Source organism: Psychrobacter halodurans, from assembly GCF_017498075.1.
Taxonomy (GTDB): domain Bacteria; phylum Pseudomonadota; class Gammaproteobacteria; order Pseudomonadales; family Moraxellaceae; genus Psychrobacter; species Psychrobacter celer.
Genome location: NZ_JAGBKN010000014.1, coordinates 31,793 through 54,351 on the forward strand (window position 1 = coordinate 31,793; position 22,559 = coordinate 54,351).

The following is a 22,559-nucleotide window of genomic DNA, read 5'->3' on the forward strand; positions in this document are numbered from 1 at the left end:
CTGCTAACTGGGCAGGCCAAACAATGCATCTAGGGCTTTAATAAAATCAATGGGTATGTCCCAAGTCACCAATCCGTAGCGGGCACTACTTATTGATTTATGCTTCATTGAATTACTATGCATTGAGTTGCTTCCGTCAAGGGTATTAACATCTTCTGCTTCAATAGCTAATGGGGCAGCTGGATCATATACGCCTCGTAAAAAGACATACTCCACCGCGCCCAAATACTTAGCTTCATTGCCTATATAATCAGCAATTCGCATCGACAAAAACCGATGCAATGCCACTTGATAAATGGCGGCTTGTAACCAATACCCTGCTTTCGACATTGCTCGCTTGAGCGTGGTTTCGTCATAATCACTTAGGCTATTTCCTAAAAAGTTACTTTTATAATCGACGACATAATACTTGCCAGCATGCTCATACACCAAATCGATTTCACCACGTAAATAACGATATAAATGCGCTTTGTTTTGCGGAACCAGATTGATGTGTTTGTCGGTCTCATCTGGTAGGTGTTTCTCAAAGAGCTGATTGATATTCTGTGCTTTAAAACGCTCTGATAGCCCCATATTGAACTCTAATTCGGCAAACCTATGACCTGCATCAATAGCGTGTAACGGCTGATCAGACGCTAAGAGCGGCGTATGCAGCACCTCTTCTATCCAGTCAATGAGCGCTTCATGCTTACTAACATCGATCGCCTCCGAATCCAATAAATCAGTATTTAATGACGCACTACCACCTTTGTCTTGCGTCTTTGCTTGTAGGCGACGGCTTTGGGCCTCAGCACTGCTATACACCAGCGGCAGCTGATAGCTACTGACAGCCCTATCGATAACCTGTGGCCACTGCGATTTATTGCTAAAATCAATTTTTTCAAATATCTCATGCAAAAACGTACCCGCATTGGCACCTTTGACAAAGGTAAAACGAATATCATCCTCTAACTTGAGACTTGCCTGATCGACTTGCGCGGCAGACTCATGACTATCTGGTTCATGACCACCCAGTGACGGTGAAACTGACGTTTCGGTGATATTGATATCAACATCAATATCTACCGCATCATCTATACGCTCATCCATCACAGCCATTGTCTGCGCCGACTCATCTAGCTGACGTGCTAAAGCGGTAAAACTGGTCTTGGCCCAACCATAAAAATAATTGATTTTCATAACCTCTGAAAAATCATCATACTTAATAGGCTCGGTTTTGGGCTTAGTCGTGGCAAGCGCGCCATTATTCGTTAATGAGCTTATTGCTGTCGCGCAGTTATCGCGATAAAACGCATCGATCTTATGCCCTCTAATCATGCCTATGGTGCCTTTAAGCCTATCTGGCAATTCAAACTTGGCCTCCTCGGAGTCAAACCAATAACACACTGGCCTGAAGTTGCAATCAGTATTTCTATAAGCATCTTTTAATACCACATAAAGCTGTTCACTGGCGCGCGTAAAGGCGACATAACCAAGCCGGCGCAGCTCATCAAAGCCCTCCTGCGTCTCAATATCGGTATAGTAGCCGTCTGTGGTCGCAGAGTCTTGCACTGGTGAGAATCGGCGCTGATTGCCTGTCGATTGCTGCGCCAACGCTGACTGACTTTGTTGAACAGCATCTTGTTGAGTAGCATATTGCTGGCTAGGGTTTTGTTGCGCATTATAGAGATACAATCCATAGTCTTCTTTATTACCTGATTTTCTACTGGCATCGTCCATACCCAGCACATAGACAATGGGAAACTCTAGTCCTTTAGACTTATGAATGGTCATTAGCTGCACGCCAGACTCTGTCGGTAGCGGATATTGCTTAGCCCAATCACTGCTCGGCGCGCTATCTATGTTTTGTCTAAACCACGCTAGCAGCTCATACTCACCCATGCCGATACCATACTGCGCCAAGATATCCATCACATGGCGCAAATCCATGATATGACGTGCGCCTTCTGGATGCGCGGCTAATGCTTGCCACACGCCTTGTGGCTGTACAGGGCTTTTGTCCAACAAGTAATGCATGGCCGATAATATGCCAAAGTGCTGCCAACGCTGGGCGCCTTCTTTTAAATAGCTAATAAAGTCTTGATAGCTTTTCTTATTATCAATGGCTTGTATATTAGCGCTATTTAAATCTATAACCCCTGACTCATGGTTCGTCATCATGGCTTTGACATCCCTGATGCTCAGGCCATATAAATGACTGGTCAGCACCCGATTGATCATATCGTGACGATACGGGTATAGCATGGCACTTAGCAGCGCTGCCACATCCTCTGCCATGATAGTTTCAAAGATACTGACATCACTGGTGGCTAGAGTCGGCACACCAAGCTTGACAAGCTCGTCTTCGACTTGCTTTAAGTCTTTTTTGGCACGTGCCAGCACGCCGATATCGCTCGGTTGAATAGGCTTACCTTTAAGTGTCTGACCACTGCTGAGCAAGGTGGCAATATGACGCGCTGTGATCTCAAACTCGTCGTACTCAAGCGTTTTATCATAAGGCAGGTGCAATACACTTACGGGCTGAGCAGAGAGCACGTCATTTACTAAGTCATCTACCGAATCGCTATTTAGGTCGCTGTTTGGCATGTCTGGCTGACGAAACCAAGACAGCTGGTTTTCTTGCTTTTCAGCTTTAATGTGCTGGTAATAAATACCACTACCTAACTGTGCCAGCCTATTCTCTTGAGTCACTGGCGCAGGCATACCGAACCAACAGTTTAGGGCATTAATCACACTGGCGTTTGAACGACGATTAACATCGAGCGTCCATAGGCTGCTTTTGTCAAACTGGGCTTTCATATAGTTATAGTTGGCGACATCACCGCCGCGAAAGCCATAAATGGCCTGCTTAGGATCACCTACCAATAGCAAAAACTCATGGTTGGCTTTATTGCTAGCAGCATGCTTATCATTGGCCGACGGTTTACGCTTCGGCAGATAGATGCTTTCAATCATAATGGCTTGCTCGCCATTGATGTCTTGCGACTCATCAATCAATGCCACGGGATAGTGATGACGAATATAACGCGCCAGCTTCTCTCCTTGCCGACCGGTCAATGCTTGGTTTAACCGTACCATCTGCAAGCTAAAGGTGGTCTCACCGCGCTCTTCTAAGATAACCGGCAGTCTGTCACGCACCGCCAGCACGATATGGCGATTGAGATCGGCCAGCAACATCACAATATGCTGATTTAAACCGTCAACCATATCTAAGATAGCCATGAGCTTGCTAATGGTGTCTAATGCGAAAAACGCTTCATGCTCTTTTTCTCTATTCTTATTAAAATTCTTAATTTTACCTTCTTCATTGGGATATCTAGAATCCTGCAATGAGGTAAGAATCTTATTTTCACGTTCATTTAAATAACTGGTAAACGCCAGCTGATGTTCCGCTATTTTTTGATGCACCTCAATAATGGCATCAAATTGCTTGAATAAATTGGAACCACCATTAAACCCTTGAGACTTTCGATAATCAGGGTTTAAATACGGCTGAATATCTGCCAAATCCAATGTCGAAAACTCATGCAATAGCTGCTCATATAGACTAAAATCAAAATCTGCTAGCCTTACCTCATCAATCGGCGCAGAGATAAAATTCAGCGAACGCGTGACAAAGCCCTTGTGGTCGCCCACCGCCGTCAGCTTGCCTTGCTGATGCATCAATGCATAAAGCTTGGGCTGCTCATGGTACAGTCGGCTTTGAAACTGACGCAGCTCATCATGAATGATACTGTCCGTCACTTGCTCGATACTACTGTCGTCAATAATGGCCATGCCTTGTTGGTGGCCTGTCTCGCTACTGTATTCTGTAAGCCACTTTTGCGCCAAACTATCGAGGGTACCGACAAACAGCTTGTCCAAGGTGGTTAATACCAGCGCCGTGCGGCGAATCGCCTCTGTCATCGGATAGCTATATACATGATCAAGCAAGTAGCCAACCAGATGCAGATTGATAGGATCTTGCATGATGTCATCTAAGCGCGCATCTTTTGCCTGCGCGACTAGCCATTTTTCACGAGTTTGTTTTGCTTGTACACGTTTTTTGGCCGCGGCTTTTTTGTCATGGGCTTTACCATAGTCATAAGCAATGTCTTGGTTGAGTTCATCAGCGTCTTTTTTAGCAGTCGTATCCGTGTCTGCGTGCTGACTTACCTGACTATTCTCCTTATCTTTATCGCTGTCTGGCGTCACTTGTAGGATGGATGGATATAAATGCTCTTTATTTGCAGGGTTGGTACTCAGGCTATTGACCCATTGCAGCAGTTGATAAAAATCCACCAAACGATCATGAATGCGCTGACGCATCTCGGCTGCCGCAGCGCGAGTAAAGGTCGTTGCAATGATTTGCTCTGGCGCGCGCCGTGCTTCAATGAGCAAGCGCAGTACGATGCCCGTAAGTGTCCAAGTCTTACCCGTACCGGCTGATGCTTCGATAAGATGCCGACCTGTCAATGCCACCTCAATCGCTGGTATCACCTCTGCCTCATTCTTAGGCTTAGTCATGTCATCATGCGTACCCTCACGGTCATCCATATCCTGCCATGCATCGGATGCAAGTGATTGGGTAGAAATATCCATTGTGTGAGTAGTGGCAGTAAATTCTTTCATAGGGGCGTACACTTTTTATTATTTGTCATACCAAAGGGTAAAAAACGAACCGTGTTAAATAATAAGTAAACAACTAGTAAGCAATCAACTAGCCAGCTAACTATCTAGACCTTGTAGCGCTGTGAACATTGGCTCATACAGCGGCTGTGCTAACGTCGTTAAGGCTGCTGATAGGGCTTTAAACGCGTCCTGATCACGCAGTACGTATTGCCAAATGGCATGCTGCGAGCAGGTATCGTATACCGTATCTACGGGATAATTGGGCCTTAGCCAATCTAAGAAATCTGCACGTTTTGGCCAATAACTGCCGCTTTCGTCTTTACTCTCTGCCGCTTTTGCGCACTTATCAAGATAACTGAGCGCATATTCTGGCAATAAGGTAATCGGCACTTGACCGACTAGCTTGCCAAATATCGCCCACTTTATCAGCTCAGCTACGGCATCTTCATACACAATAGGGCTGAGCTGAAAGGCGGTTATTTTTTCATACCTTTTAACTTGTGAGCTTGGCTTATTAAAGCGCCAAATACTCATGCCATCATTTAGAGCCACTTGCTCAGCAGTGGTACGTCTGGCAACTTGCCAATACAGATGTGACAACCAAAACTTGATTAAATGCTTGGGACTGGCAGAATTGGGCAGTATGTTTAACCACTGCTTGGGGGATTGCTCGGCATAGGATACGCCAGCCTGTAGATTAGCATGAGGATTATTAGCATCTATCGGTACTGATGTTGGTACTGAGCCTTTTATTTTAACCACTTTAGGTAATAGCTTTAGTAATAGCGTATCATCAGCCTCATTACTAGCACCAGTTAGCACAGATGCTAGCGCTAGCTGAACGGGATGCTCGATCGTTGGGGTCAGTAGCAGCAAACCACTTATACCATTTCCATCAACTAGCTGGGCATTATCCAAATCATTGTCCAAGCCATTAGCAACTAGCTGCTCTTTAAACTCCTGACATTGCTGCTGCAGTTTTTGCTGCTGGTTGGGCAAGGTCGTTTGCCGCGCCACCCCTGCTGGCATGATTTTTTGGTACATTAAAATTGGGCGGTCTTGCTTGTATGCGCTATCAACAGGGTTATTAGCGGCATCGCTCGCCAGCTCATGGAGCAAATGCGCTTTGATCTGATAAGTTGTCAGATTATCTAAAAATAGCGGCTCTTGCTGCGCCAGCGCTTCCTCGCCCTGCACCACATGCACCTTTTGCGTACGCAAAAACGCCTTGGCAGGATGACGCACTTGATAGGCCAATGCGCCTTCAACGTCTATCTCTTCAATATTAAACACCGTATCAAACATAGCGTCGATATCAATGGTGTCTATACCAGACTCTGCGTCTAGTGATAGCATCTCAGCCAATGCCGCTAAGGTTTGATTGTCTACTTGCCCCAATTGACCTAGAGAGTGTCCAAGCAGCTGAGCGATGGCTTCATACTGGGACTTAGTCGGCAAACCAACCAGCTCTGTCTGCTCATAAGATACACTATCCCTTAAGGTATGAAACACCGCTTGCCACAGCGGTGCGGGCGGAAATTGGCGTTGTTGCGCAAGCTTGGTTTGGCGCATGGCGGTATGCAAAATAGCATCCAGCGCATCTGTCTTGTCTTTATCGACGCTCTCGCTCTGGTTGGGATGAAGTAAAGCATTCGCTTCTTCACTATCTGTTTCAAACAAGCTCTCGTGAAACGGCAGTGCCGGATGTTCGGTCACCAGCCATTGCTTAATCAATTTGGGTAAATAACGCTTAAGGCTCTCGGTGGTAGAATCAACATTCTCAGGCAATGCGTCTAACGTGTCTAAGGCTTCAAGCGAGTTGACCTGCCACTGCACCTCGCCTTGCAAAAACTGCAACAGCTCACTGACTGGATTGGCAGGCAGGTGCTCGTGGGTGTCTGTCAGACTTTGACCATTATAAAATATCCAGCACGCACTGCGCGCACACAGTAGTGCGTCTAAGAACGCACCATTATCGTCATCTTCACTGACTCTATCACCGCGGCGAGCATTGGCAGCTTTCATCAAATCATAGCGATTATCACGGTCGCGCCCCGGGAACTCAGACAGATCCATATTGAGCATCACTACCAAATCAAAAGGCACGTTTCTGAGCGCCCCAAATCGACCAAAAGTAATCACTCCAGTCGGCTCGGCACTGACCTGCTGACTCTCAAGCTCCGCCTCGATACTGTCCAGCATAAAGCTCAGCTTAAGCGGCAACTGCTCGACACCTGCCAGCCTGTGTTCTACCTCCCTGTTGGCACTATCGCTACGAGCATACTGCCGATAGTGGCGATTGGCTCTCAGGCTTGATTTAAAGCCATTCATGGCGTTATATATGGCGCGCATCGTACGGGTTTGATCGACATCACCGAAGTAGCGATGAATCACTTGTGTCTCAATCTGCGCCAGCCAGTCCTCGGCTTTGAGTTTTTGTGTATGGTCATCACGGCGCGCAGTCAAGCCTGCATAAATACGGCAAAGCGCTTCAATGATAATCGCATCATTTAGGCTCACTTGTGGCAGCGGCAGAGTCATCTCTGGCAAGGCGGTGCTTGGCCAGTCCTCCTGTGCCAAAGGGTATAAGCAATCGCTCAAACTGGCCTCTGGCATCACCAAACCGAGTGTCAATCTATCTAGCGCTTGAGCAAAGGTAAATCGGTAATCATAGTCGTGGCTATCTAGGGTTTGTTTAAGATGCCACTCATCAAAACCGCGGATAAAGCCTGCCTCGATCAGCAGATCACAACCACGGCTCATCTGCTCATGGGTTAAGCCGAAGTTTTCATACAGCGGTGGCAGCATCAGCCAATCAAGCACCTCAGCCGCTTCAAAGCGGGCGCTATGACTGCCTAATAACTTATAAAAACCAATAATGGCTTCCCATAGTTGACGAATATCGGCATCAACCACTCCCGTCACCTTAGCAGGTAGCGTCAGGCCATCTTGACCTTTGCCATTGACAAATATAGAGCTGATCAGCGCATGATGCCGCTCAACATCGGGCAGCAACACGACAATATCGGATATATGGCGTTTTTTCTCATTAGGTGTTAATGGTTCATTGAGCCAGCGCCCAATCATGATGCGCAGCACTTCTAGCTGACGCTGTAGACTATGGCATGAGTGAATGCTTAGGCTATTGTCTTGTGCAGACATCGCCCACAAACGCTCCTTCTCAAAGCGCTTGTTTTCTAATACTTCATCGTCATACCACGCCGATTCTTGCGGCTTTTGATCAACTTGATCAAAAGACAGCTCTATTTGCTCACTGACTTCTTGCGAGACTTTGGCTGCGGTCGCTTGCTGGGTAGACTGCTCATCTAGCATCAATACATCATTTTGCAAACGTTTTAATAGGCTTGGGCTGTCTTGCACTTGTTGCCCACTGTCATCAAAATCAATACCAAACGCATCGCTCAAGCCCTTATTGCTATCATCGCCCTCATCAAAGATATCCTGCCATTCGACGAGTGCGTCTTGGTACTGCTCATTACCCGATAAATTAGCAAGCATCGCAAAAGTATCGCGCGACTGCTTGCCCAAACGCGATAGCAAACTGTGCCCATAATCACGCAAAAACACGCTTTCAGGGTTGATAATCTGCTGACGCTGTAGCCACGACTTGTCTACGATATCCGCCCAAAACAGCTTAGACGGATTATAGTGTAGTAGCGTAATATCCATGTATTGTGACAAGCGCTGCAAAAAGTCGAGCTCGGTCTGTGGAAGCTGCTGAATGGTAAAAATGCGCAGCACTTTGGGCAGTTGCGCGCGTTCATTTGCCTTGTTGTCTTTTAAGGCTGACCAAAAGGTATCCTCAAGCGCCACCCGGTGCTGATGCACATCAGCAAACAAATGCGACCATAAGAAACGCTGCGCGATCTCTAGCTCTACATAATGCGCCACCAACCAATCAGGCGTGCCTCGCGCATACTTATCGAAGCGCAGCGACAGAGCATCCTTTTCAGCGATCAGCGCCTCTACAGTCAGCGGTTTATCATGCGACCAGAGATCTAGCCAGTCCTCACGGTGGGTTAAATAGCGGTTAAACACCCTCGCCAAATCACTTGCCAGCTGCCAAATGCGCGCGTCTTGCTGTGCCTTATCCTGCTGCACTTCTTCTTGCGGCTCATCAATCAAAGATGCCAGCAGTGGATAAACGGGATGTTTTTCATCAGCGACAATGGCTTCTTGATAATAAGTCAAATACCCAAACAAGCGCCACTGCATCACCGTTGGCGACAACACTGCCACCTCAGGTACATTCAGTGTGCCCGCATTAGGGTTTTGTTCTAGCAAATAGGCATTGTGACGGCTCAACACATCTTGCATCAACGTCCACTGATACTGACCCCAAAACGTCGTCGTCACTAAGGTACTGATACCCGCTTGACTTGCAATAGACTTATCTAGCCAATCACCAAGCACCATGGATGGCACAATGACCACAAACTTCTCAAAGACGGGTTGGTTTTTGGACTTATAGGCAACTAACAACTGCTCAACCAACAGCTCGGTACGGTGGGACTGAATGATTTTAAACATAAAGGCGATCTAATTGGAGTGATAATAAAATAACGAGGCGACGGGTGCATACTAGGTACGATAAGGTACGGTAACGTGCAAACACAGCCTGTCATGGTGCAGAGCATAATAGCAATGCTGCCGACGACACTCATCAATTCATGTTTGATGGTCGTTCGCTTGTTACATTTCTGCTAGCATAATGTCGATATCAGAATGCATGATAAAGCAGCTTGATAACGATAAAAAGCGCAAAATGCGTCACTTGCCGATCAGTGTGCCATTGTTTATGGCGGTTTGCCAGTATATCATCTGCTCAGCAAGACAGCCTGCGACAACGGATGTCGTTAAGTTTTTACCTTAACTCTTTTGTCAACGAGATAAACAACTACTATGCCCCTGCGCCCTATTGATGCCATTTTCGTCCATCCAAAAAAACGGCTGTACGTCGTTTATTATCGCGGCGAACTTTGGCAACTGCCACGTATGCGAATCAACGATAACGCCTGGCAAAACCGAAAGCCTTATACCGACGATAGTAGCGGACTCTACTTGAGCATTCATCAAGCCATCAGCGATCCGATATTGGCACAAAAGCTTCGTACTCTAAACCTCCCCGCCGCCGTCCACGGTAGCTCACTGCCACGCTTTGAAGCATGGTGGCAGGCACATGGCTTTAAATGGCTCAAAGACAAGCTATCAACAGGTGAGTCGCCGCTTGCCGCTCATCAAGTAAAAACCATTGACAACAAACCCACTTCCCCTTCACACTATCATCCAGCAGCGGCGAGCAAAAATGATGATACCAGCGCGCCCAGCCGCCTAAAAACCAACAGTCCAAGCAGCAACGATTCGGCCGTAAATACCGCTGCCACGACGGATATCTTTGCAAACATGCTGGCAGATTTGGCAGAGGAAGTGCTGCATCAGTCGCTTTAGGGATAATAACCTGATAGCAGCAGCTCTTAGGGCGCACTCTGATCTCGAAGTCTGATTTTTTGCGTTATCTGAGTACCACCTTGACCATTCACTACCGATTATAAGAAGAGCAGTCATATATGAAAGACTACAAGCTGCTACTGGCTGGGCTAACTTTACTACTGCTCATCGTTTTTATCGCCATTTTTACGTGGCTGTGGATCAGTAACCGTAAAAACATAGACCCTTTGCCGATTATGGCAAACAATAATGAAGCGTCAGCCATAACGGCAGAGAGTGAAGAGGACGATATATCAACCTCCACCTTGTATGTGCAAGCAGAAGAGCGCCTACAAGTGCCTTTGGATGATGTGATTGTCAGCTTTGAGTCTCGCTATCCGCACGTACAAGTTTTGGCCAATTATGTGCCCTCTCATGCGCTCTTGCAATTAGCAGATAGCGACATGACCGCCGAGCATCCTGCCTCAAACATCGGTACAGACATCATCATCGCCCACAGCAGCTTGACAGCCAAACGCCTTGAGCCTTTGCAAGCCCAGCTAACGCTGATGCAAAATGCGTTTAATAAAAAGCAAGCCAGTGCCGCCTCTCATGACCAAGCGGCAGATACAGAGATGAGTCAAAGTGCCACTAAAGCCAAAACAGACAATCAAGAAGCGCGCAGTTTAAATGCATTTAGCTATGCATTAACAGATGAAAAAAGCTTAGATGGGGTGATTTTGTCCGATAATAGCATTGCCATCAGCTTTCGTAACTTTTTGCTATCGAGCGCAGGACAGGATATATTAAAAAAATACGATTATGATAATATCGATGGCTATAAAAACAGCGTAGATGATTTATTTAATCCAACGTCACGCGCCAAACAAGCCTCAGGTGAAAACCCCGTAGACGTCGCCGACGCGCTCAGTAATGGCAAATAAAGATAATCTGCCTATTTGTAGATTGCTCATTGCTTTTGGCGCGGCTTTTTTCTACAATGTCTCTCCACAACGCGCCTATAGCTCAACAGGATAGAGCAGTTGCCTCCTAAGCGACCGATCCGAGTTCGAGTCTTGGTGGGCGCGCCAATCATTGCTATCGACAACCCTCAATAATCCTCGCCAAACCCCGAAAACTAAGGGGTTCAATCTCCGACAAGTTACAATAGACCCCGATAACTTACGGCATTATACGCTTGTAAACGAAATTTTTTACAGTATTATTAACGGTATTCATCGATACCGCGAAATAGGATACCGTAAAAACAATAAAACCATTGACCGATTAAACCCGAAGACGTTTTAATCATAATATTGGTCTGCTACAAATACACACACATCGGCGAGCCTGCAACAGGATCGGTAATCACTTTGGCTTGCACGTCAAATATCTCAGCCAGCATCGCCTCTGTCATCACCTCGCAAGGCGTGCCCATCATTTGCAGCTCCCCCGATTTTAACACCACCAATAAATCACAATACCTCGCTGCTTGGTTAAGGTCATGCAGCACAACGATAATGCTTTTCCCCTTTTCTTTTAGTGCTCGAATGAGCCGCATCAGCTCTATTTGATAGGAGATATCTAGATAAGTAGTAGGCTCATCAAGCATGATAATGTCAGTATCCTGCGCCAAAATCATCGCAATCCATGCGCGCTGCTGCTGACCACCTGACAAGGCGTCAAGGGGCATATCAGCCAAAGAATCAATCGCCATCTCATGCATGGCACTATCTACTATCTGGCTATCCGCCGCACTCAGCTTGCCCCAATGCGATACATAAGGCGTCCTGCCGTATTCCACCAACTGTCTGACACTCAAGCCTTCAGGATTGGTCTGCACTTGCGGCAATACCGATATCTGGCGGGCAATCTGCCGATTGTTTAATTGCGCCATGTTTTGTTGTCTAAGTAAAATGTTGCCTGACTGCGGTTGAATTAAGCGGCACAAGCCTTTTAATAGCGTGGATTTTCCGCAGCCATTTGGACCAATCAGCCCGATGACTTTATTTTCTGGCAGCTCAAGTGATAAGTCTTTAATAATACGTTGACTACCATGGTAGCCAAGCTGGAGTTCATTCACCGATAGCATTACCACCCCTTATAGCGCGATAGCAAAAAGATAAAATAAGGCGCACCGATCACTGAGGTCAAGACGCCAGCTGGCAACTCAATTGGCGCAAATAAACTGCGTGCCAATACATCAGCCAAAACCAATATAATGGCACCTATTAGCGCGGACGCTGGCAATAAGATACGGTGCTGATACCCAAAGAGCAATCGTGCGATATGCGGCGCAAGCAATCCAATAAAGCTGACCGTCCCTGCCACCGAGACCGCTAGGCTTGCAATCACTACCGCGATGAGCAAGGCGCTAAACTCCAACGGTTTGACGGACACACCCAAATGATAGGCTGTCTCCTCACCCAGTCCCAACACATCTAAACGCCATGCCAGATACATACTGATGACCATTAATACGGCAAATATCATCGTTAGCATCGGAATATGTTGCCAGCTGCGCCCCCACAAGCTACCGGTCAACCAAATCATCGCAGTATTAATCTCAACAGGATAAAGCACCAATAAAAAGTTAATCCCACTGGCTAAAAACGCACTAATGGCGACACCTATCAGTGCCAAGCGCGCAGGCGTAGGCTGTGATATCTGTGCCAATAGCATGATAATACAAAAGGCTAATAATCCGCCAAGTAGCGCTGCGACAGACAGCCACCAAGTAGGGGCCGCAGGAATCATCACCAGTAAAAGCGTCGCGCAAAACCCCGCGCCTGCGCTAATGCCCATCAAGTCAGGGGATGCCAGCGGGTTACGGATCACCCCTTGCACCAATGAGCCTGATAGACCAAGGCTTGCGCCCACCAATATGGCCAATAGCGTGCGCGGCAGACGATGCTGCCAGACAATAAAATCTTTGTCACCACTAAAGCCTTGCTGTAAATGCTGCCAGATTTGCCCATACGTTAATTCACTGGCGCCAAAAAACACACTGCTCATACTTAGTATCAATAGCAGCATTATAATGAGTATCACTGCTCTACTTGCCGATTTACGAGCAAATAATGAGTGTAAGAGCGATGCAGAGGCGTTGGTTTTCATGGTCATTTATTGCTTACTTTTATTTCTAGATAAAGGGTTGCCTGATTTCACGGTCTTAATTAGCTATCAAGTCGTCGCCTGCATGCCAGCGCAATAAAAACTGGCGTACCAATCAGCGCGGTTAATAGCCCCACTGGCGTCTCTGCTGGATAAGCGATAGCCCTTGATAGGACATCTGCCCATACCATCAAGATACTGCCAAGTAGCATACATAAGGGCAAAAGCTGCTCATAAGCCATATTGGACACCAACCTCAACAGACGCTTGGCAACATGCGGGATAATCAAACCCACAAAGGCAATGGGGCCTGCGACTGCCACACTGATCGCCGTGAGTATGGTAATCAATGCCCCGCACGACCACTGCAATGCACGCAAGTTTACCCCAAGGCTACTTGCCACCTCATCGCCCAGCACCAAGACATTTAGCTTAGGCGACAGCCACCAGCCATAACCTAATGCCAGCAGCGATATCACCGCGAGCATCGGAATAGACTCCCAGCGCGTATTGGCAATAGAGCCTGCCAGCCAATATAGCACCCCATACGCCTGCTCATCGGTGGTGATCAGCGCCGCTCGCGTCATACCGACCAGCAGCGCATTGATAGCAACGCCTGACAAAATCAGACGCACAGGATGCACCGGACGACCGGAGAAGTAACCAGCCAATCCTGCAACAAGGGCACAAGAGAGCACTGACCCGACCAGCGCTTGTAAAAAGGTAGACGTTAAAAAGCTAAACCCCAAACCAATGGAAGATAAAGCCACCACACACGCCGCCCCAGCATTGATACCCAATACCGCAGGAGAGGCCAGCGAGTTACGGGTCATCACCTGCATGAGTAACCCCGCCACCGCTAAATTGGCACCGACTATCATCGCTACCAATACACGCGGCAGACGAATCTCTATTAATAATTGCGCGGCTAATGAGGCTTGAGTATTGTGCTGCGTCAATAACGAAAATAAATCCGTCAGCGATAGGTCAAACTTTGAGTACGCCGTCAACCCTTGCCAACAGCCTATTAGCAAAATAATGAACAATCCGCACCACAATAGCGCCCGTGTTATCGGACGCTTTGCAATAGAGGGTTTTGGCGATCTAGAAGAGGAGCGGCTCAGTTTTGTCTCAACCATAAAAGCCGCCCTGTTTTAAACAGACAGTCTTGTAATGGCGCATTAATTGGACTCTTTTATAGAAGGGCTTAAACCCTCTTTGCCTGAGCTTGACGCAATCTCAAGCAGCTCAGCTACCATGTGCTCAGCGGACTGCATACTGCGATTGAGCGCCCAATAGTTTGGATCGACTTCGATGACTTGATCGTTTTTGACCGCCGTTAGCTGATGAAACAGCGGCGAGGATTTCCACTCATCATAAATGGTGTGCTCGTTATAACGCCCAATCAATAACCAATCGGGATCGGCCGCTATTAACTGCTCAAGACTGGTTGCGATATACGCCTCATCCGTTTGCTCTGGAATGGGACTTTTGATATTTAGATAATTAAGCAAGCTGCCAGCATACGATCTTGGGCCATGCAGCCACATGCCCTTATCACTGATAATCGCAAATTGAACGCTGTGACTAGCAAGCGGAGTGGCTGCCAACTGCGACTGTAGATCTGCCATCTTTTTTAGATGCGTATTGATAACTTGCGTCATTTTTTTATCTTGGTGAACGATATGCCCGACCAATTGCGCCGTCTGGATATTTTCTGCATAACTCTCACCGCGGCTCTTTAGTACGATCGATGGCGCAATATGATTTAACTCATCTGCGATGACGGTATGACGCTCGTCATCAGCAATGATAAGATCAGGCTGTAAATCCGCAATGGCCTCAAGGCTTGGCTGATAACGCGAACCAACCGAGGTATAGCCAGATAGCTGCTGAGTAAACTCAGGAATAATGCTGTCCGGTTTATTATCATCGGCGATACCAACCGGCATCAGACCTAAGGCTAACGCATCCCCTAAAAATGAGTATTCCAAAACCACAATGCGCTTTGGCTCACTCGGATAGTCGCTTAGATTGGGCAACCGCGCTTTGATCTCTGTGTCGGTTAGTAGTTGCACCGCATGATCGGCGCGACTGCTATTACTGCTACTGACATTTGACTGAGTGGCTGCTACCGATGTGTCATTATCAGTACTCAATGATGGCGTTGTCGTCATATTGTTTTTTTGAGTGATAATAAAAACAATACCGCCAACGACAATCAATACAATGACCAATAAAGGCAGAATAAGCGTGAGCTTTGGGCGTTGATTCATAAATAACCTGTCTTACTATCATAAAATGGGTTGGGCGTTAAAACTCATAGTTATACGTTAACAGCCACGTTCTGGGTGCGCCAAAGCCGATTTGGTTTTTGCCTGAGCTGCCATTGGTCGCCCCAAAGGCATATTTTTTATCCAGCGCATTGTTTAGGTTGAGCTGTACATTGTGCTGGCCTGCGCTATAGGCGGCCATCAAATCCACCGTGGTATAGCCATCCAGCTTGACAGCCTCGGCGTCGCCCGCGTAGCGATCACTGACATAATTGACACCGCCGCCCACGCGCCACTGGTCAGTGGGCTGATAGGCGCTCCATAGTGAGAAGGTTTGCTCTGGCACATCGTTTGGCACCAGCCCTGTCTTTTTATCTTCTGCATCCAGATAGCTATAGCCTGCCGATATATCCCAGTTGTCCCGAATTTTGCCGCGCGCTTCCAGCTCTAGGCCTTGATGGCGAAACTCATCTTTATCAATCACTTCTCGGTTGTCATTGGTTTTTGGGTCTTCTTTATCAATCTGATAGACGGCAGCGTTGAGCATGATATCGTCATTGTGCAGATACGTCTTAACACCTATCTCTTTGAGATCAGTCTGATACAGCGCGGCAAGCTTTGGATTGATATAAATACCTGAATAAGGCAGCTGCCACGAGCGCGCGGCGGTCGCATAAGCGGATGTGGCATCGGTAAAGTTATAGACGATACCTGCGCGGTAGCTGAACTTATCGTCGTTTAGCTCGCTGTCTTGACCTTGAAAGCGTTGATCCAGCTGGATATTGTCATAGCGAACGTTGCCGACCAGCGACCAGTCGCCGATATGATAGACATCTTGGGCAAAGACGCCGACACTTTGGGTGCTGTTTTTGCGAAATTTAGGAAACCCTGGGTTGGGTGTCGCACCAGCGCTTGGATTGGTGGCAGATATGGGCGGTACATTTTTATCCGTGGCAAGGGTCAAGTCAATGTCGATATCATTATAATCGGCTCCAAAGAGCAATTCATGATTGCCGGCATTCCAAGCCAGCTCAGATTGCACCGTCTTGCTGGTGCGTGGGTCATAACCAAAGTTATTTACGGTTCGGCCAACTTGGTTGTCAGTTACATTCGCTGGCGACTGACGAGTGCCTTTTTGTTCTAAAGTAATATGGCTGTATGAGGCGCGATTGGTCCATGTCATCTCATCATTGATCGCAAACTCGTGATTGACCTTGGCATGCCAAGTGTCCGAATCTTGGTAATCGTTGGTGCTGCCATAAAAAGTATGGACAGGCACATCAACAGGCTTGCCATCTTTGGCGGGTACGCCGCGATAAGGCACAAGATGCTGACGCGTAAAATCAAAAGAGAAATCTAGCGTTTGCTGATCATCTGGCTGCCAGCGAACTGTCGGCGCAATAAACACATCGTTTGAATCCACATGATCGACAAAAGAATCACTACGGCGATACTCAGCATTGAGCCTCGCGTTGAGAGTATCTGAGAGCTTATGCGAGCTATCGACACGCGCCACGGCCAAACCATCGCTACCGACTTGCGCTTGCACCTTATCAAACTCATCGCCTTCTGCCTTTTTGCTGACAAGATTGATGATGCCGCCAGCACTGCCGCGACCATATAAAGCGCCTGCTGGGCCTTTGACCACCTCGACGCGCTCGACATTGGCGAGGCTACGATAGGACTGCAGTTTGCCATCATCACGCATGCCATCGCTATACACATCGTTTAAGCCATTAAACCCGCGCAGCACAAACTCATCTCGGCTGCCCTCACCCAGCGTGTTATTGAGACCAGCAACGCCTTTGACCGCGTCCAAAACCCGTACCGCGCCCCTATCCTCCAGCTCGGTCTTGGTGACCACCGATACCGACTGCGGCACATCCAACCACTCGGTATTGGTTTTGGTGCCTGATGTGGGGTTATAAGCGGCGTAGCCTTCATATTTTTTTGCTGTGACCATGATGGGCGCTAGCGTTACAGAGGGCTGGGGGTTTGGCTCAGTATCTACTGGCAGATTGGCTGTTTCTTGCGCAAGCGATGACGCGCTGACCGCCATCGTCAAACCTGCTGTCATGGTGATGGTGAGCCAAGGTTGCGTACGAACTGCGATTACGAGCCGCTTAGGGGAGTTAGTCGTCATATATAGGCCATAGACTGTGTGAAAAATGAATGAGCGTGCCAACGCCTAGCAAGCAGCGTGTAAGGGCATACTTTTTAAAATAATGGTCTTTAAACAATAATTGGTACTTTAATCTCTTTTATTAAAACACCCCAACAATTTAGCGAACAACCATTGCCAATAAATCTGGGTTTTTTGCATACATTAATGATAATAATTTTGCAAATGATAACTATTACTGTTTATAATTGCAACGCTTTAGCAACACTGTCAATTCTTAATCCCTGCAAATAAACGCTAACTACTTGGAATAAATATGGTTATTTTTTTTAAACGTTCGGCACTTTGTTTGGCGATGCTTTGTATTTATCAGCAAAGTTATGCCCAGATGACGCCTGCTGACAAGGAGGCGAGTATTGAGTCGCCCACAGACTTAGACGTAAATTCGGACTTAAATTCAGATTTGGATGCCTCCCCTACAGCCAGCACTATTAATCACAAAACAAAAACTGCGACCCCCTCTTTTACCGCAGCGCCCATCATCGTCACAGCAGAAACGCTTGGTGATTCTAGTGCCAATCAGGTAAAAGCCTTTGCTGGCAATCGCACAGTGATCGATAACGATTTTATTAAAAAAACCGTGAGCAACTCCATTGACGGTGCATTGCAGTTTATCCCAGGTGCTAAGATTGATGACGAAACAGGCACAGGCGTGCTACCTAACATCTCTATACGTGGTCTGCATGCCAGCCGCAGTGGGCAGGCGCAGTTTTTGATGGATGGCATTCCGTTGACCTTGGCACCTTATGGTCATACGGGTCAGTCTATATTTCCAGCGACCCTCGACAATATTGAGCGTATCGATGTGGTACGCGGCGGCGCGGCGACCCAATATGGCCCCAACAATGTCGGCGGCGTGATTAACCTCGTCACCAAACCGATTGCCAATGAGACACAAACTGAGATTGGTACTGATTTGACCGTCTTTGAACAAAACGGTAAGCCATTGACCAGCTTATATGCCCGCCATAGCCGCTGGTTAAATGATGACTTTGGCGTACAGTTAGAGGCCAATGGTATCAAAGGTGACAGCTTTAGAGACCACTCAGACACCGAAGTCACCAACTTGCAGGCCAAAGCGCTTTGGTATATCGACGAAAACCAAGAGCTTGAAGGGTTTTTGCAATATTATGATGCCGATACAGAGATGCCAGGCGCACTCTCGCCCGCCGCCTACGAGCAAGATGTCGAGCAAAGCCAGCGTCCATTTGAAGCCTATCAAGGCAAATCAACACGCTGGCATGCTAAGTACAAAAACTACTTAAATATCGGTGACGAAGCAGTGTTAGACCTCACTACCTTTGGCCATCATGCCACGCGTAACTTTGAATGGGGGTTTAACTCACAATTTAACAATGACGGCGTGCACTGGGCAGATCCAGCGGTTGCCTCAGACAGCCTACGCACCTCCCCGCGTGAGTTTGACGTATATGGCGTGGAGCCAAAGTTTTCTATAAAGCTTGGCGACGATGACAATATCAAGCACCACCTCATCAGTGGCGTGCGCTACGTCAATGAAGACATCGATTATAAACTCACCCAAACCAAGCTGGCGGATGGTACGACAAGCACACCGCGCGACTGGAACTTACAGACCGATGCATGGGCGGCGTATCTAAGTGATGAGCTGAGCTTTTTGGATGAGCGCCTAAAGGTGACGCCTGGCATTCGTTATGAGAATGCCAAAATGACGTTTAATGACGCTGGCAATAACACACAAACAGACAATACCATCACAGAATGGCTGCCTGGGCTGACCACCTCATATGCGCTCACCAAGTCTGATGACAAGCTTTGGCTGGTCTACGCCAATGCGCAAAAGTCGCTTAGAACGCCGCAAATTGCCAATATTCGCGGCAATGGAGAAGAAGGCAGTGAGCTTGCATGGAACTATGAAGTCGGCACGCGCTATACCACCGATAATCTGCAAGCCAACTTGGGACTGTATCGCATAGACTTTAAAGACCAGCTGCAATGGAACAGCCGCGATCAAAGCTTTGACAATGTTGGAGAGACGCTGCACCAAGGGATAGAGACGGCTATCACCTACACCCCGAAAAAATACGACAATCTAAGTGTCGGTCTGAGCTACAACTATCTCGATGCCACGCTACAAGAAGGCGCAAATAAAGGCAATCAGCTGCCCTACAGCTCGCCGCACCAGTTGGGCTGGCATGCCAGTTACGATTATCAAGACTACAGCGCCACCTTATCTGGGGTCTACTATGACAAAGCCTACACCGACAATGCCAACACAGTGGCAGAAAGTGCAGACGGCGCGGCTGGAGAAACGCCTGCTTACCAAGTGTGGAATTTGAGCCTACAAAAAACACTGCAAGATACCGACAACGAAAAGCTGTCTGTGCAGTTTGGTATCTATAACTTATTTGATGAGCAGTATTATTTCCGCGGTATCGATACCAGTCCTGTCGGTCGCTATCCTGCGCCAGGACGCTCGTATAAACTAGGTCTTAACTATCAGTTTTAAACGTATAGCAACTAAATCCTTACACACCTTATAATGATAAAAGCAGACCTATTGCAGGTCTGCTTTTGTTGTAACGGCCAAACAGCGAAGCGCAGCATGCTCTATAAGCCAAAACATTTATGTCCTATAGAGGATTTTCACCACATGCCAGCCAAATTTGGTTTTTACCAAATGCGGGGTAAAAAGCTCAGCAGTGAAACACACTTTATCAAAGGGCCCTACCATTTGACCTTTTTTAAACTCACCCAAGTTGCCACCTTTTTTGCCTGAAGGACAGGTTGAGTGCTTTTTGGCCAGCACATCAAACTGGCCGCCTTTTTTAAGCTTGGCAATGATATTTTCGGCCAACTCTTTGTCTTTTACTAAAATATGTAATGCGCTAGCGGTACGAGCCATCCTGCAACCTCTTTATAAAATATCGATAATGGCGGCATTATATCACCACTTATCTGGACTCATCACCTCATTGGCCATTTCTCACTCAAGCATTTACTTAGATGTTAGGCTAAATATGAGCGATTTTTTGTGACAGTCGCGCTTTATTATAGTAACTGAGCCAAATCAGTCAATTTATCCAACACGATATCTGGTGAGGACGTCTCAAGCTGGGCACGAGTTTGCGCGCCAGTTAATACGCCTATACATAAGCCACAATTGGCATTTTTACCTTCTTCAATATCGATACCGCTATCCCCCGCTTTTAGTACTTGCGGGGTATCTTTTACCCCAAACTTGCCCATCGCCAGCATAATCATATCTGGCGCAGGACGACCATTAGTCACATCATCGGCGGTCACCAGCGCATCAATCTCATTACCCACCGACCATCCTAAAATAGCTAAGATGTTATTGGCGGTAATTGCATCGTAGCCGGTGTTTAAGACTACCTTTCTACCCGTTGCTTTTAGCCGATCAAACAGCTCTAGCATACCCTCAAAAGGCGCCAAAGTCTCTGCGGTATAAGCCTTTGACAATCGGGTTTTGAATATCGTAAATGCGGTATCGGTAAGTGATTCAACATCATCTTTCGCGATATTCAATTCATTTAGTATGTCAGTAATGGCTTGGCGTTTTTCCTTGCCAGCACCGAAGGCCAAGCAAATATCCAGACCCACTTCTTGAGCAGTTTTATCCTCATCGCTAAGCGCTTGATTGATCGCATCACGTACCGTTTTATACACCAAATTGTCTTCATTGACCGTGGTGCCTGCCATGTCAAACACACATAGTTTAATATGATTGAATTTCTCTTTAATACTATTTATATCTGTACTCATTGTTTTGACTCCAATACTAGATCAATTAACTCTTCACCAAATGCAAAGCCTGTCGAGGCGCCAGTGCCGCCAGTGACAGAGCCAACAACCACGCCTTTTTCTGGAGTGGCTTTAAACACCACATCGTCTGCGCTGGGATAGACGCCTAGCCAATGCTGGACGATGTCAATCTCACCAATAGCCATCACTTGATGGAACTCATTAATAATTAAATCATCAAGACGCACATCCCTAAATGGCAATTCTCTATCGCTATAGTCATGGCTATCACCAATGATGAGAGAGCCGTCGGAGGATTGCACCACGATCAGATGGATGCCTGCTTTGCGCTCAGCTGACTGGACATCGTCTAATAAAGCAATCAACCCTTTTGCTTCAGGTAATTGGGCAAAGCCATCATAACGAGCCAAGCTCAAATCCGACATCACCGCGGCATTTAGCTTAAATGGTTTTTTTGGCATGACGCGCATCATATTGAGTGTGCAAAGCTTGGCCTGCGCCTGCGCTAACGTCTCAGGATACAAGCTATGAAAATCTGCACCGGGACAGACCACGCAATGCTCTGCTTGCAACGTACCTCGGCTGGTATAAATCATAGGTAGCTCAATCGATTGCACAGTGGTTTTATTATAAAAATCCACGCCGTGTGCTTGATGTAACCAGTTGGCCAATTTACTGATAGCGGTTTTTGACTCGACTCTGATCTCATGAGGGCTATACAGCACGCCCAAGCCGTCTTTCAGATAAGGGGCATTTTTAGCTATTTCAGTTTGCGTCAGTAACCGACAATCCGTGCCCATCTCTGTCTGTAAAAACGCCTCCGCCACGTCCATCGCTTCTGGACGCTGAATGAGCATATGCAGGCCTCGATGTACCACCTCGATATCTGCTTTGGTGGCTATATCTGCCCAGACATCACGCGTATGCATGGCTCGTTGCCAATGCGTCCCGCGCTGCTGCCCACTGACGGTGACAAAACCGAAGTTACGCACCGACGCGTCTTTGTTTTGTGACTCACGCTCGACCAGTGCCACACTCAGCCCTTTTTTCACCGCAGCATAAGCGCTGGCAAGACCGATGATGCCGCCACCGACGATTACCACATCGTATTTTTTCTCAGAGAGCTTTTTTATTGATTCCATCATGACTTTCTCTACTTTGTACTT

The 22,559-nt window shown here is 47.3% G+C and carries 13 protein-coding genes and 1 tRNA gene; 4 read left to right on the plus strand and 10 right to left on the minus strand.

Features of this window, described 5'->3' with window-relative positions; translation table 11 throughout:
• Positions 1–3: 3 nt before the first annotated feature.
• Positions 4–4,611, minus strand: a complete 4,608-nt coding sequence (locus tag J3491_RS07800) for a UvrD-helicase domain-containing protein (protein ID WP_207969743.1) — start codon at positions 4,609–4,611, stop codon at positions 4–6.
• A gap of 96 nt (positions 4,612–4,707) precedes the next feature.
• Positions 4,708–9,162: an exodeoxyribonuclease V subunit gamma gene (locus J3491_RS07805; RefSeq protein ID WP_207969744.1), complete on the minus strand. Its 4,455-nt coding sequence runs from the start codon at positions 9,160–9,162 to the stop codon at positions 4,708–4,710.
• Between the two features lie 372 nt (positions 9,163–9,534).
• Between J3491_RS07805 and J3491_RS07810 the strand changes: the two genes are divergently transcribed.
• The 3 genes from J3491_RS07810 (at position 9,535) to J3491_RS07820 (ending at position 11,150) form a co-directional block, all read left to right on the plus strand.
• Positions 9,535–10,080, plus strand: a complete 546-nt coding sequence (locus tag J3491_RS07810) for a hypothetical protein (protein ID WP_207969745.1) — start codon at positions 9,535–9,537, stop codon at positions 10,078–10,080.
• A 119-nt stretch (positions 10,081–10,199) separates the two neighbouring features.
• A complete protein-coding gene (locus J3491_RS07815; protein ID WP_207969746.1) occupies positions 10,200–11,003 on the plus strand; it encodes a hypothetical protein in 804 nt (267 codons plus the stop codon).
• A 71-nt stretch (positions 11,004–11,074) separates the two neighbouring features.
• Positions 11,075–11,150, plus strand: a tRNA-Arg gene (locus tag J3491_RS07820).
• Positions 11,151–11,383: 233 nt separating this feature from the next.
• On the opposite strand, the gene fecE is transcribed toward J3491_RS07820, so the two are convergent.
• The 5 genes from fecE to J3491_RS07845 are packed head-to-tail and all read right to left on the minus strand — an operon-like array spanning position 11,384 to position 17,589.
• Positions 11,384–12,151 (minus strand): Fe(3+) dicitrate ABC transporter ATP-binding protein FecE, encoded by a 768-nt coding sequence (gene fecE, locus J3491_RS07825; RefSeq protein WP_207969747.1) that lies wholly within the window; start codon positions 12,149–12,151, stop codon positions 11,384–11,386.
• Positions 12,151–13,182 carry a FecCD family ABC transporter permease gene (locus J3491_RS07830; protein WP_279380989.1) on the minus strand — a complete coding sequence of 344 codons (1,032 nt, stop codon included), beginning with the start codon at positions 13,180–13,182 and terminating at the stop codon, positions 12,151–12,153. The genes fecE and J3491_RS07830 overlap by 1 nt, the downstream gene beginning before the upstream one ends.
• Positions 13,183–13,235: 53 nt before the next feature.
• The gene (locus J3491_RS07835) at positions 13,236–14,312 is read right to left on the minus strand and encodes a FecCD family ABC transporter permease (protein WP_207969748.1); all 1,077 of its coding nucleotides are present in this window, start codon (positions 14,310–14,312) and stop codon (positions 13,236–13,238) included.
• 42 nt (positions 14,313–14,354) lie between these two features.
• Positions 14,355–15,449 (minus strand): ABC transporter substrate-binding protein, encoded by a 1,095-nt coding sequence (locus tag J3491_RS07840; protein WP_207969749.1) that lies wholly within the window; start codon positions 15,447–15,449, stop codon positions 14,355–14,357.
• 37 nt (positions 15,450–15,486) lie between these two features.
• Positions 15,487–17,589, minus strand: a complete 2,103-nt coding sequence (locus J3491_RS07845; RefSeq protein WP_207969750.1) for a TonB-dependent receptor — start codon at positions 17,587–17,589, stop codon at positions 15,487–15,489.
• 295 nt (positions 17,590–17,884) lie between these two features.
• Between J3491_RS07845 and J3491_RS07850 the strand changes: the two genes are divergently transcribed.
• Positions 17,885–20,116: a TonB-dependent receptor family protein gene (locus J3491_RS07850; protein ID WP_243456229.1), complete on the plus strand. Its 2,232-nt coding sequence runs from the start codon at positions 17,885–17,887 to the stop codon at positions 20,114–20,116.
• A gap of 117 nt (positions 20,117–20,233) precedes the next feature.
• Here J3491_RS07850 and J3491_RS07855 read toward each other — a convergent pair whose 3' ends face one another.
• From J3491_RS07855 to J3491_RS07865, 3 genes are all read right to left on the minus strand, one after another.
• Positions 20,234–20,512, minus strand: a complete 279-nt coding sequence (locus J3491_RS07855) for a peptidylprolyl isomerase (protein ID WP_207969751.1) — start codon at positions 20,510–20,512, stop codon at positions 20,234–20,236.
• Positions 20,513–20,658: 146 nt separating this feature from the next.
• Positions 20,659–21,393, minus strand: coding sequence for an HAD family hydrolase (locus J3491_RS07860; protein WP_207969752.1), 735 nt, complete (start codon positions 21,391–21,393; stop codon positions 20,659–20,661).
• Positions 21,390–22,538, minus strand: a complete 1,149-nt coding sequence (locus J3491_RS07865) for a TIGR03364 family FAD-dependent oxidoreductase (RefSeq protein ID WP_243456231.1) — start codon at positions 22,536–22,538, stop codon at positions 21,390–21,392. Before J3491_RS07865 ends, J3491_RS07860 begins: the two co-directional genes overlap by 4 nt.
• Positions 22,539–22,559: the final 21 nt, after the last annotated feature.

What these genes read in the sequence shown, in the direction of transcription:
- J3491_RS07800 (WP_207969743.1), bottom strand. Translation starts at nt 4,611, where the DNA reads ATGAAAGAATTTACTGCCACTACTCACACAATGGATATTTCTACCCAA.
- J3491_RS07805 (WP_207969744.1), bottom strand. Translation starts at nt 9,162, where the DNA reads ATGTTTAAAATCATTCAGTCCCACCGTACCGAGCTGTTGGTTGAGCAG.
- J3491_RS07810 (WP_207969745.1), top strand. Translation starts at nt 9,535, where the DNA reads ATGCCCCTGCGCCCTATTGATGCCATTTTCGTCCATCCAAAAAAACGG.
- J3491_RS07815 (WP_207969746.1), top strand. Translation starts at nt 10,200, where the DNA reads ATGAAAGACTACAAGCTGCTACTGGCTGGGCTAACTTTACTACTGCTC.
- fecE (WP_207969747.1), bottom strand. Translation starts at nt 12,151, where the DNA reads ATGCTATCGGTGAATGAACTCCAGCTTGGCTACCATGGTAGTCAACGT.
- J3491_RS07830 (WP_279380989.1), bottom strand. Translation starts at nt 13,182, where the DNA reads ATGACCATGAAAACCAACGCCTCTGCATCGCTCTTACACTCATTATTT.
- J3491_RS07835 (WP_207969748.1), bottom strand. Translation starts at nt 14,312, where the DNA reads ATGGTTGAGACAAAACTGAGCCGCTCCTCTTCTAGATCGCCAAAACCC.
- J3491_RS07840 (WP_207969749.1), bottom strand. Translation starts at nt 15,449, where the DNA reads ATGAATCAACGCCCAAAGCTCACGCTTATTCTGCCTTTATTGGTCATT.
- J3491_RS07845 (WP_207969750.1), bottom strand. Translation starts at nt 17,589, where the DNA reads ATGACGACTAACTCCCCTAAGCGGCTCGTAATCGCAGTTCGTACGCAA.
- J3491_RS07850 (WP_243456229.1), top strand. Translation starts at nt 17,885, where the DNA reads ATGGTTATTTTTTTTAAACGTTCGGCACTTTGTTTGGCGATGCTTTGT.
- J3491_RS07855 (WP_207969751.1), bottom strand. Translation starts at nt 20,512, where the DNA reads ATGGCTCGTACCGCTAGCGCATTACATATTTTAGTAAAAGACAAAGAG.
- J3491_RS07860 (WP_207969752.1), bottom strand. Translation starts at nt 21,393, where the DNA reads ATGAGTACAGATATAAATAGTATTAAAGAGAAATTCAATCATATTAAA.
- J3491_RS07865 (WP_243456231.1), bottom strand. Translation starts at nt 22,538, where the DNA reads ATGATGGAATCAATAAAAAAGCTCTCTGAGAAAAAATACGATGTGGTA.